This window comes from Aquiflexum balticum DSM 16537, assembly GCF_900176595.1.
In the GTDB taxonomy this organism is placed as follows: Bacteria; Bacteroidota; Bacteroidia; order Cytophagales; family Cyclobacteriaceae; genus Aquiflexum; species Aquiflexum balticum.
Map to the genome: position 1 here is coordinate 3,990,433 of NZ_LT838813.1, position 11,571 is coordinate 4,002,003.

General features: G+C 38.7%; 13 protein-coding genes. 8 read left to right on the forward strand and 5 right to left on the reverse strand.

What is annotated here, in order from left to right:
- Nucleotides 1–113 precede the first annotated feature (113 nt).
- Genes B9A52_RS16790 through B9A52_RS16805 form a run of 4 tightly spaced genes read left to right on the forward strand, consistent with a single transcriptional unit; the run spans nt 114 to nt 2,585 of the window.
- Complete coding sequence (locus B9A52_RS16790; RefSeq protein ID WP_084121567.1) at nt 114–557, forward strand: DM13 domain-containing protein; 444 nt, start codon at nt 114–116, stop codon at nt 555–557.
- Nucleotides 558–604: 47 nt separating this feature from the next.
- A complete protein-coding gene (locus B9A52_RS16795) occupies nt 605–1,474 on the forward strand; it encodes a hypothetical protein (RefSeq protein ID WP_084121568.1) in 870 nt (289 codons plus the stop codon).
- Entirely contained in the window at nt 1,471–2,133 is a 663-nt protein-coding gene (locus B9A52_RS16800) for a Crp/Fnr family transcriptional regulator (protein ID WP_084121569.1), read from the forward strand. The genes B9A52_RS16795 and B9A52_RS16800 overlap by 4 nt, the downstream gene beginning before the upstream one ends.
- An 11-nt stretch (nt 2,134–2,144) precedes the next feature.
- Nucleotides 2,145–2,585 carry a DM13 domain-containing protein gene (locus B9A52_RS16805; protein WP_084121570.1) on the forward strand — a complete coding sequence of 147 codons (441 nt, stop codon included), beginning with the start codon at nt 2,145–2,147 and terminating at the stop codon, nt 2,583–2,585.
- A gap of 220 nt (nt 2,586–2,805) precedes the next feature.
- Here B9A52_RS16805 and B9A52_RS16810 read toward each other — a convergent pair whose 3' ends face one another.
- From B9A52_RS16810 to B9A52_RS16825, 3 genes are all read right to left on the reverse strand, one after another.
- Nucleotides 2,806–4,272: a sensor histidine kinase gene (locus tag B9A52_RS16810; protein ID WP_084121571.1), complete on the reverse strand. Its 1,467-nt coding sequence runs from the start codon at nt 4,270–4,272 to the stop codon at nt 2,806–2,808.
- Between the two features lie 29 nt (nt 4,273–4,301).
- Complete coding sequence (locus B9A52_RS16815; protein WP_084121572.1) at nt 4,302–5,000, reverse strand: response regulator transcription factor; 699 nt, start codon at nt 4,998–5,000, stop codon at nt 4,302–4,304.
- Between the two features lie 833 nt (nt 5,001–5,833).
- Entirely contained in the window at nt 5,834–6,808 is a 975-nt protein-coding gene (locus B9A52_RS16825; protein ID WP_084121574.1) for a terpene synthase family protein, read from the reverse strand.
- A 323-nt stretch (nt 6,809–7,131) separates the two neighbouring features.
- Here B9A52_RS16825 and B9A52_RS16835 point away from each other — a divergent pair, with 323 nt between their 5' ends.
- Nucleotides 7,132–7,731: a hypothetical protein gene (locus B9A52_RS16835; RefSeq protein ID WP_157370193.1), complete on the forward strand. Its 600-nt coding sequence runs from the start codon at nt 7,132–7,134 to the stop codon at nt 7,729–7,731.
- Nucleotides 7,718–8,272 (forward strand): hypothetical protein, encoded by a 555-nt coding sequence (locus tag B9A52_RS16840; RefSeq protein ID WP_084121577.1) that lies wholly within the window; start codon nt 7,718–7,720, stop codon nt 8,270–8,272. The genes B9A52_RS16835 and B9A52_RS16840 overlap by 14 nt, the downstream gene beginning before the upstream one ends.
- On the opposite strand, the gene B9A52_RS16845 is transcribed toward B9A52_RS16840, so the two are convergent.
- Complete coding sequence (locus B9A52_RS16845) at nt 8,235–8,837, reverse strand: Crp/Fnr family transcriptional regulator (protein WP_084121578.1); 603 nt, start codon at nt 8,835–8,837, stop codon at nt 8,235–8,237. The two genes, B9A52_RS16840 and B9A52_RS16845, sit on opposite strands and share 38 nt — an antisense overlap.
- Before the next feature lie 257 nt (nt 8,838–9,094).
- Here B9A52_RS16845 and B9A52_RS16850 point away from each other — a divergent pair, with 257 nt between their 5' ends.
- Nucleotides 9,095–9,520 carry a MauE/DoxX family redox-associated membrane protein gene (locus B9A52_RS16850; RefSeq protein ID WP_084123567.1) on the forward strand — a complete coding sequence of 142 codons (426 nt, stop codon included), beginning with the start codon at nt 9,095–9,097 and terminating at the stop codon, nt 9,518–9,520.
- 236 nt (nt 9,521–9,756) lie between these two features.
- Nucleotides 9,757–10,023 (forward strand): DUF6520 family protein, encoded by a 267-nt coding sequence (locus B9A52_RS16855; RefSeq protein WP_084121579.1) that lies wholly within the window; start codon nt 9,757–9,759, stop codon nt 10,021–10,023.
- Nucleotides 10,024–10,076: 53 nt separating this feature from the next.
- Here the strand turns inward: B9A52_RS16855 and B9A52_RS16860 are convergent, their stop codons facing one another.
- The gene (locus B9A52_RS16860; protein ID WP_084121580.1) at nt 10,077–11,429 is read right to left on the reverse strand and encodes a RagB/SusD family nutrient uptake outer membrane protein; all 1,353 of its coding nucleotides are present in this window, start codon (nt 11,427–11,429) and stop codon (nt 10,077–10,079) included.
- Nucleotides 11,430–11,571 lie beyond the last annotated feature (142 nt).

Sequence of the window (11,571 nt, forward strand, 5' to 3'; positions counted from 1 at the left end):
AGCAGTCAAAAAACAATTGGCTTAGTGGAAATTGAAATATTAAACTTTACTTTTTCGTGATTTTTTTGTGATATCTCTTGGGCAATTTTGACCTAAACAAAATCAATTCTCTTATGAAAAAAGTAATTGTATTTCTTGCTGTTGTCATCTTTGCAGCTTGTTCTGATGACACAGATCCAATGATCATCGATTCTGCATTACCAAACGGTAACCTTACCGTACAGCGTTCCGGTACTTTTATAGACCAAAACGGTGCAGGAAGCACAGGTACGGCCACTATTGGTACCGATACTCAAGGAACAGTTTTTTTGGCGTTCAACAATGCTTTCCGGACAGCCTTGGCAACGGGAACTGTGACGGTTTATCTCTCTACCTCGGATACTTTTACCCCAGATCCGGGAAATGGCAATCCAAATTTATTGTTGGTTGGTCCTGTTAGAAATGCAGGAGAAAATTTCTTCAGAATACCATCGGGAACTGATTTAGGGAAGTATTCACACGTCATACTTTGGTGCGGATCAGTGGGCATTCCATTTGGAAATGCAAGGCTGCAATAATTTCCCATCAGTATCCCTGAGTAATTGGGACGCTTAAATCTCGAGATATGAAAAATCTAAAATTCTTTCAGATTTTGGCATTGGTGTTTGTGGTGCAGGAAGCCAGTGGTCAGAGTGGATGGACAAAAACAAAAGGGGAAGGCTTTTTCCAAACCTCATTTTATACTTTCAATTCCAAGGATTACTTCACTCTTGATGGAGAAAGGCTTGTGACCAATAGGTTTCACCAGCAAAGCATCGTCTTTTATGGAGAATATGGGGTGACTGACAAATTCACCATCATTGCAAATTTGCCTTTACAGAACTTCAATGGATTTGAAACTACCGAAACTGTATCAGGACTCGGTGACCTGAGACTCGAATTCAAACATTCCTTATTGAAGAAATATTTCCCCTTAGCGATCAGTGTTGCTCCTGAAATTCCGACAGGGAAGGCCAATAATTTTGCCAACAGTACTGTCAATGACTTTGAAAGAATCAATCTTCCAAGTGGGGACGGTGAATTCAATGTCTGGACTACATTGGCCACTTCGTTTGCCTTGGGAGATTTTCCTTTTTATGGTTCCTTGTTTGGATCGTACAATTACAGGACACAATATGATGGCATTTCATTCAGCGATCAGGTTGCTGTTGGGGTGGAATTGGGTTATAAAATTGCAGATAAAGTCTGGTTCAACGTCCGGATGAATGGATTGACCTCAGTTGATGAAATTACCGAAGTGACAGATTTTGTAAGAGGGGATGGCACTGAATACACAAGTTACACTTTGGGCCTCAGCGCTCCGGTCTACAAAGAATTTCATCTGAGTCTTACCTATCGCAATTTCAATGACTTCTTGTTTGATAGAAAGAATATCTACTCAGGTGGAGTTTTTGGTATCGGAATCTTTTATAACCTCAAACCCCCAACAAAATGAATCACATCAATAAATTATCCGATTACTCTTCAGGGAAAAGGATCTTCCCTGTCGGATTGATGTTTCTGCCATTCAAGAAACTGGGGAAATTCCAAACAGTGTACCGACAGGGAGAATTGGCAAATAAGCTTTTCATGGTGAAAAACGGTGCAGTGAAGCTGTGTGAATTGACTGGATCCGGTGAACAAATAATCCATGCCATCAAAACTGAAGGAGAGATTTTTGGAGAATGGGATGCCCTATTTCATCCTGAAGCATATTCCAGTAATTCTGCTATCACACTATCTAATGATACCGAAATCCATTTTATCCAACTCTCTGAAATCCATTTTGACACTACCGCAAATTCCATTGCAGGTCTTTCAACCCTGGTTTTAGAGGATTTTAAAAAATTGAATCTCAGACACAAAAGGCTCTTAAACACAGATGCCGCTTATCGCATCAAAGAAACACTCCTGAATCTTGCCCAAAAAGCAGGTCAGAAATTTGGAGATGAAACTTTGCTAAAAATATGGCTGTCCCATGAAGATCTTGCAAAACTCGCTGATACAAGCAGGCAAACAGTGACAGCTGTCATGAATGAACTTAAAAACAAAAATAAAATCACTTATTCAAGAGACAGGATTTTATTCAGAAGCCTTGTCAATTTCCACAGTTAAACCAATTCAACATGAAAAAATTAAGCCTTATTTTATTGATGATGTCGTTCTTCCTGCTGTCATGTGATAATGTGTCAGACGAAATTCCGATGGAAGACCAAGTGATGGTTACAGGACCGCTTCAAGTACTCAAGAGCGGTACCTTATCAAACCAGAGCGGAGCGGGGACAAGAGGAACCGCCCAACTTGTAAAAGATCAGGCAGGGAAATATTTTATCTCCCTGAGTGAAAATTTTACTACCAAGTTTTCAACAGGTACAGTCACGGTCTACCTATCCACCTCCGCTTCGTTGAGATTAAATGAAAGTGGAAGTTTTCAGCTGTTGGGATTGGCAAATATGCCTGGTGCGCATTTCTATGAACTTCAGGGCAATCTGGACAATAAGTTTACACACGTTATCATTTGGTGCGGAGCTGCTGCCATTCCTTTTGGAAATGCCCAATTGGAATAACATTTTGTTTGGTCTATTTATTTTATAAAACGGGGGATGAGGATTCATTCCCTTTTTTTTATGTTTCAGTAAAGATTTGAAGAAGATGCACTTCATTATGGTCAAATCAACCAGAACAAGAGATAGCCATTAGACCCGGTTGCTATTGAATCTGCCAATCCTTTAAATTCTTGAGCCAGTCAAAATTGATAAAACTGAATAAGGGATAAATAAATTACAGTTAATTGGACCTCATCGGATCAAGTTCAAAAACGAATTCAGTAAAGGTGGAAGAATCAGAGAAGACCTGAATGTTTGAATCGTGGACCTCGAGAATTTTTTTGACTATTGCCAAACCCAGACCGGAGCCTTCTATTCCTTTCTTATCCCTGTCCACCATGTAATACCTTTCAAAGAGGGAACCCAAATCTTTTTGTGGTATTCCCGAACCGGTATTTTTGATACTCACACAGACTTTGTAGGTAGTGTTGCAATAAAATGCCCTGAGGGTTATCTTTCCGTTTTCGGGAGCATATTTGACAGCGTTATCAATCAGGTTTTGGATTACCCTATCCAATAAATAAAGGTCTGCTTTCACTATGGGAAGGGAAGGGGAAATATCTGCGACAAGGTCTATTTTTTTGGCCTTTGCCAAAAGTTCAAATTTCAGGCAGGCGTCAAAAAGCAATTCCTGGATTCTAAAAGGTTCCAATTTTAAATGCATCTGCCCGGATTCCAGTTTGGACAGCTCAAACAAATCCGCCACCAGTTTGGTGAGCCTATCTGAGGAGTCAGAGATAATTTTCAGGTATTGCTCTCTTTCGGATTTGGAGATCTGATCACCCTTGATCATCATTGTTTCTACATAGCCGTTGATTACAGCCAAAGGATTGCGGAGATCATGGGAGACATTTGCAATCAATTCCCGTCGTAGACTGTCTACTTTTTTGAGTTCCTCCATATTATGGAGGATATTGTCTGCCATTTGGTTGAAAGTGGAGGCAAGCAATGAAAGTTCAGAATTGGTCTTCATTTCCGGGATTCTTACCTGAAGGTCTCCGTCTTTAAATTTGCTTACGGTTTTGACTATTTCCCGGAGATTCCTTGTCAAAAATGCTGTCAGCAGCAGGGAAATGATCAGGGAAATAACCATCGTGATCAAGAAAGAATTCAAGGTCAATTTGAGCCAATAGCTTCCCAATAAACCAGCTGCCACCTCTTCAAATTTTTCGCTGGCCAAGGTAATGTAGACGTACCCCAAAAGTTTGCCATCTTCAATAACCTCCGTGGCAGAAAAAATGGTTTGATAGCCATTTGACCTTGGGTCATCTCCGAGAATAAAGCGGGATCCACCCGATTCAATAAATTCCTTTACGGGTTTGACATCTACCCTTTTTAGCTTCACCTTCGAGTCCAAAACCACAAAGGAAAGTATTTCCCCTTCAGGATCCAGAAGAAAAACCTCAATACTTGGATTGACAGCCATCATGGAATGCATGATTACACCCAAAGCATCCTCGTTGACTTCACCGTTTTTGAATGGAGGAGCTTCTTTGACCAAATAATCAGCAACCGTAGCGTTCAGTTTTTGTGTGGTTTCCAGAAAATAGTTTTTGGATGCAATGGTGGTGATCATGATGTAAGCAAAGCCCACTACCATCATCACAAGTGTGAAAACCAAAGAAATTCTCCAAAATAGACTTTTCATATCATCATATATTTATAGTCAAGGGCATATTACCATTCGTCATTGAAGCGGTAGCCAATGCCCCAGGTCGTCAGGATAAAGGTTGGATTGTTGGCATCAATCTCGATTTTTGATCTCAGTCGGTTGATATGGGCATTGACAGTGTGCTCATAGCCACTGAAATCATAGCCCCAGATCAGTTCCAAAAGCTCAGACCTACTGTAACTTCTGCCAGGACTTTTGGCCAAAAGCGTAAGCAGGTCAAACTCTTTTGGAGTCAGGTCAATTCTTTTTTGGTTGAGCAGGACTTTTCTTCTTTTTTCATCGATTTCCAGATTTTCAAACCGCACAGCTTCCTCATTTCTGTTGTTCAAAAGAACAAATTGGTCTTGCCTTCTCATGATGGCTTTTACTCTGGCTATAAATTCCCTGATTTTGAAGGGTTTGGTGATGTAATCATCAGCACCGGATTCCAGCCCCATCACTTTATCGATTTCTTCGGATTTGGCTGTAATCATTAGTATAGGAGTAAAATTATCCAAGGCCCTGAGTTTTTGACAGATGCTCAACCCGTCCATTTCAGGAAGCATGATATCCAAAATGATCAGGTCAAAAAGACCCGTAGAGGCATAATCATAGCCCATCCTGCCATTATTGGAGACTTGGATCTGATAGCCAAGGTCTTTGAGGTGAATCTGAATCAGTTGGCTGATATTTGGGTCATCTTCGACTACTAGTACCTTTTTCATATTGTGTATGTTGTAAATACGGATAAAAGTAAACCGAAATATTCACGAAAGTATCACGGAATCTTCTTGAGATTTTTTCCAATAAAAAAAACATGTCTGATATTCGAATAAGAACAAAGGAAAGCTGAACCTAAAGAAAACGAGGGGAGCTAATATTTTTATTTGGAGGAGTGTATACCTGATCAGCTATACTTTTTCAAGAAATAGAGGAATATCTTTTTGAAGATCAAAGAACCCTATGGATGATGTTTATAAATTTTGCGCATTTATGAAAAATTTGGTCTTTTGGGCACTAAAAACAAAAAGCCCAAGTGGTAGCATTAGGCTTTCGTTATGCAGAGAGTGGGGGATTAGATTCGCCGCGGCAAAACGCTTTGACACGTACGACAGTTCATTCAGAAGGATGGATAAGTTTCAAAAGTTTTGCGGGTTTTGGAACCGATGTTTGGGAAAGAACCAAAAAAAAAGTCCAAACCTTATGATTTGGACCTGATGCAGAGAGTGGGGGATTCGATTCGCCGCGGCGAAACGCTTTGACATGTACGACAGTTCATTCAGAAGGATTGATAAGTTTTAAAAGTTTTGCGGGTTTTGGAACCGTTGTTTGGGAAAGAACAAAAAAAAAGTCCAAACCTTACGATCTGGACCTGATGCAGAGAGTGGGGGATTCGAACCCTAGTCACAACTGTCTAATTTCCAATTAATTACATTATTGTATTTTTGCCTACGCCACGATTGACGCTTTGGGAATGAACCTGCTTTTCAGTTATAATATTAAATTTAGTGATTAATTTCTATTTATTGAAATTTGGAATCCCCTTTTCCCATTCTTTCTATAATTCAATTTCATTTGAAATAGTGACAACTCCCACATACCTCCCAGTATCCTCTTTCGCCCAGATTTCACATCCTAGCAACAACCCGTTAAAAGAATCACATATTGAAATTTTCTTCTCAGGGCAGATTCCAGGATTTTTCTGAACCTGTTTCAGGAGTGATAGGTATTTCTTCTTCAGAAGATTTAGTTTTTCGATTACTCTAGCAATTGATTCCTTGCGGTTAAGTTTGAAATGGATTTCATACAACAAAACCAGATTATGGAAATCACCTGAACATTCCTCTTTACTGAATGATGCAAGGTCATTGGATAGGCAGATTATCAAAAGTAGGGTTTTTCTTAATTGTTTTAATTCGGGGGAATAGAGCGTTCCCAGATCTATTTTATTGCTTTGGATATGGGTTAAGAAATGAATGGCTATTTCCGCTCCAGAACTGTGCTTCAGTTTTTTCAGATATTCATTTGGTAGGGGAGGGTTGTTTGCAAAAAGGTTTTCTGATTCCCAGATTCCTGCTTTGATAAAATTCCTTACCAAATTTCGAAAATTTTTTCCTGCCAACGCAATCGAAGATAGGTTATGATTACAATGTATCAGTGAGATCTCAGAAAATATCATTCCCCAGACAATACCTTGACCATTGTTGGTTCCTTGCTCAAAATCCGAAAGCAAATTCTTCCAAAAATCAATCTTTCCTTTACCATGAAACCTATCAGCCCTGTCATCTGCCAAAAAAAGAACCAATATCAATTTACTTATAGGAAGCAGTTCCTTAAGGTTAGCATTTGGATATAACCTAGAAGTGAATTTGTTGAGATGTTGGTTTTTTGAAATTATTTTTTCCTCTTCATTCTCAAATAAATTGAGTTCCTCCGCCCATTTGTTGACTTCAAAATCCACAATTTTATAATAAGGGTTGAGGACTTTAAATTCAGTTTGATTTGTGATAGTAGGTTTATTTATTGTTTCCATTCGGCATTACATTGTTTAGGGTTAAATCAAATTTTAATTGAGAGAAATATGCAATAGACCAAAATATTTAAAAGTGGATATGTACCTTAAAAATCCAAAAGGACTAATCCCTTAATAATTAAACCTAATTCCAATAGGTATTTTATCCAAAAGTAAAGAGGTGATAATTGTTGTATTTACTGAATTAACTTACAGAAAATCAAATTTGGTAAATTCCTTAAAAAAGCGTTTGGCTGGTTTTATAGCAGGAATCAATTTTTTTAATTTTGAGCTACCCAGTCCCGGAAAAGATCCTAGTTATGTATTAAAACGAAGAATTGTTTATGCAGGCAATGACCAAAAAACAGCTTGAAGTCCTTTATTCACATACCGGTAAGTTTTATTGGAGGTTTGATTCTTACGAAAGGAGCAGCTTCAATTTTGTGCTTGAGAATTGGTCTTCTTATCCTGTAATTGAAGGTGATCCTGTGATTTCTCTCAGTCTTTCCTTTACACCGAACCAAAATGAAAATGTTGGCCCCAAGCTTTTACTAAAGGAGATTGAAGGGATTACCCAAAATATTTATCTTAATTCTGATATTAATTGGTTTGAAAGAGAATCTCCCGAACATTTCAAAAGTTATTGGGATTTTGATTATTGGTTGTTTTTACAGGAAAGGATCAAGTCATCAATGAGGTACAGGGTAGCAACTATGATAGATTATGCGCTGTGTACTCCCCAGAAGCTTTTGTCTTTGGGTATCCCTTCCAGTAAACCCAGGGTTACCTTAGGACAATTAGTGAAATTAGCTTCATTTAGTACAAAGAAAGAATTATTGAGTGTCCGTGCCTGTGGGGATAAGTCAGTCGATGCATTCTATGATGTTTTTTCAGAAGCCGGTTTAATGCTAGACCAAAATTTATACATGAATGGAAACAGTTGATTTCAATGCCTTTGTTATTGAAAGGTATAGGAAAACAAAATTCAAATACATTAAATCTCAAGAGGGAGAATTCTTTTTTTCTCCTATTTGTAAATACAATATTTTAAATCAAGAGATGATTTCTTTCCAACCGAAGGAGGATACTAAGATTCTTCCAAAAATGTCTTTTTTGAGGATTCTTGCTACTGCAAAAGAGTTTCCATATACCTACCTTGACAAAGTTTTTCTAATAAATCCTATTGGCGGTTTGGAAAAACATTGGTTGCGACCGTTTAATGAATTTCTAGAAGATGGTAGAGAAAGTATAGGTTTTGAAGTTATGGTATATTTTGAAAGGCTTGTTCTTTTAAGCCCGTTTTTTCAATTTATTTCCAAGTTTGAAGATCTTAAGTTTTATCAAGCAGTATATATGATCCGTAAGACAGACCTGCCAATGTTTGAAAAGGTAACAGGATGCTTTAGCAGAGTGGTTATGGAGGCATTAAACCAGATGGGGATTTTTCTTATAGGGCAGGATAAACCTCATCCATCGATGATTTGATTTTGGAAATGGTAGAAACAGAGCATTTAAGCATGTAGCCCAGGTCTTTATTGGAAAAATGGTTCATCTCGTGTGGAAAATGCTTTCTCATTTTTTTCAATGCGGTTTCTCGAGGAAGGTTAAATGCTTCATGCCACAAAACAGCATCCATTAAAATCTGCCTGTTTATATAAGATGCCAATTCTGCTACTTCAGGGATTTTTTTAAGCAGCATCTTTTCTGCTTCGTCATGGAGCTCAAATGCAGAAACATAACTCAGCGCTTTTAGGTAAAAATCTGATTTTTCATTATTGAAATAGGAGGCTAAATCTGATGCGATTTTTCCCGGGCCAAATATCCTTACCCTATAGTCTCTTCCTTTTTCAGATGGGATCATTTTAGCAATATGACCTCTGTAAACATATCTTGCATAATGTTCTATCTCGCCTGGTTTTTTGATAATTTCCCCCTTTGAATATTGTTTGACCTGAAGATAAGGGGCTAGTTGCTCATAGGTTTTCTCATTGACCCGAAGTAAATGGTCAAATTCTTTTTTTAGTAAAACTGTCCGCAAAATCTTCTTCATATTTTATCATTTTAAAAATGAAATTTTCTAAAAGTTGAAATCCTTTCTAGACAAACATAACAATTTCAATGTTTCATGACAAAAATTACGATTTACGATGAACAGGTATTTCCCAAATTCGTTTTTCAAAAATTGATTTAGGAAAATTTTGAAAAGTATTCAATGACATTTTTTCAGTCGAATTTCCACTTTGTTAAATTCAAGGAAAATAAAGCAGGAATTAGATGTTAAAAATGCTTTCCCATAACAAAAACTTGATGATGGAGTCCAAACTGGTAATTGAACAGACCGCTGTTTTTATTCTTGTAATGATTTGGACCTACACAGGAATGGAGAAATTACTGGACTGGAAAAGAAGCTGGAATGCTTTTCACAATCAGACTTTCCCCAAAGAACTGGCTGATATCATCAGCTACGCGGTACCTATATCGGAAATCCTTTTGGCCCTTTTGCTGGCATTTGCATTGACGAGGTGGTGGGGGCTGATAGGTTCACTGTTATTGTTGACAGTATTCAATACCTATGTGGGCCTCATTTGGTGGGGAGCATTTCCAAGGGTGCCCTGCAACTGTGCCGGGTTTCTGGAAAGTATGGGATGGGCAGAACATTTTTGGTTCAATGCTGCGCTGACCCTATCGATTGTATTCGTCTTATGGATAAATAAAAAAAAATATAAATCCTAATCCAAATACCTGACAGGTAGTTTGGCGGTGATTTCAAAATCTTGTGCCGCATCTCTCAGAAGCTTGGGGTGAGAGACAAGCTGAACCCGGCGGTGCGAGGGGCTGACCGTCCCTGATGGTGGATTCCTTCCAATCGGTCGATCATGTTCCCACAATTCAAATTATGAGTTTGGGGATAGTCAAAATAATGTTCAACCCATCAGGCAGTTTTGCTGCCTGATACAAATTACTATACGATGAAAAAGTTAATGAAAATGTTGCCTATCCTTGGATTGGTGCTGGCAGCTGCGTTTGCGTTTGCGTTTTCCCAACCTGCACCGCAGGGTTTGATCCAGTTTGGAAATGATAACGGTACCTATGTTCCGTTGACAGGACTTACAGAGGGTTCAGATTATGATTGTGAGAATGATCCGCGACCTTGTGTGGTGACTTTTTCCAACAACAATCCCCAAACAGGGCAGATGACAGTGGTAAAACCTGGAATTTGGCAAGACCTGCGATAGTTTATTGGACTGGTAACTTTAAAAGCCTGGAAATGATCCAGGCTTTTTTTGATTTATCTTGGGTTTTGCTGGATCCCGGAAAGGTTTATTTCATCAGGGGGTATTGGTAAAGAATATTTTAAACTATTCGGTTCTAAAGTCAATGTCTGGCCATTGACAACCCTTGTTAATACCGTACTGAATTGCGGTTCCTGATTCAGTCTTTTTAGATCGGACCATCTCACTCCCCTGAAAACCAGTTGCTTTCTTCTTTCCGAAAGGATAAATGGCAGTAAATCAGCATCTGATAGATTTTCTCCAGGAAGTTCAGAGCCACTTATATACCGTTTTTGTAGTAGAGTTTTCATTGTTGCCTTTGCTTCTATGAACATTCCCAACCTTGCTTCTGATTCTGCATTGATCAGTAGCACTTCATCAAGAGATAATCCTGAAAACATCCTTACGTTTCCTACATAGCTTCCCCTAAAACCAAAATTGTTATTTGGACGGCTTCTGAAAAAAAGATTTTTTCTCAGATCATTCTCAGAATAGGATGAGATTAGATCGTTGTCGATAAATATATTTGCATTAAGTGTAATAGCATATACATCCATAACAGCATAAAAAATCATTTCGCTGTTAAAATTGTTGAAAGGTCTAAGCGGAACTGGATTGATGGTGTTGTAATCCATCAATTCAAAATTGCCTTGAAGGACCTCTCTTCCGTGTTCCAAAGATTTCCCATAATCTCCCAATACAAGATAGATTTTGGACAACAAGGCATGGGCAGCAAATTTTGTCGGAAATGTTTTTGCCACTGAAGTTACAGAAAGCAGGTTTTTTGCCTTTTCCAGGTCTGAAATCATACTGACGTAGTTATCCTGAAGAGTAGGACGGATCACTGGTTGTTCAATTTCAGGTGTGAGCCTCATAGGAAGCCCTAAAGCTGATTCAGCATTACCTTGGACATATGACGGTGCAAAAACCTGAACAAGATGAAATAATGCAAAAGCCCTATGAAATAGAGCACTTCCAACTAAGGAATTGTATTCTTCCACAGGAATATTGTCTTTTAGCAGATCCGCCTGTTTGATGATTACATTGGCATAGAATATCTGGGAATAGGGTCTGTTCCAGTCAGATGATGACCTGCCTTCAAAGATATCATCCGCCCATTGGTAGGAATTTCTTTCTTCAGGTGAATTGAAGCTATTGAGGGCTTCATCTGTTGTAAAATAATCTCCGGCCGAAACTTCGCCAAGTGTTGGGGTCATGTTGAATACCTGGCCGGAATTGTTTAAAAGGGTTCGGAGATCTTCTGCAGTCTCGGGTACCAATATGGCGGCATTGGGTCTCTCTTCTAAAAATTCTGCACAGGAAAAGGCAATAAGTGCTAGCATGAGAATTGTAAATTTTGTTGTTTTCATGGCTTTGATGTTTTGTTAAGGTCAAATTTTAATTGCCTTTCCGGACCGGAAACCACCCTAGGTGGAGTAAGGAGGCTCCGGCCGGTCAGGCTGCGGCCTTTCATCCGCTGTCCCATTCAAGGGGTCTACTGCCGTGTAACCA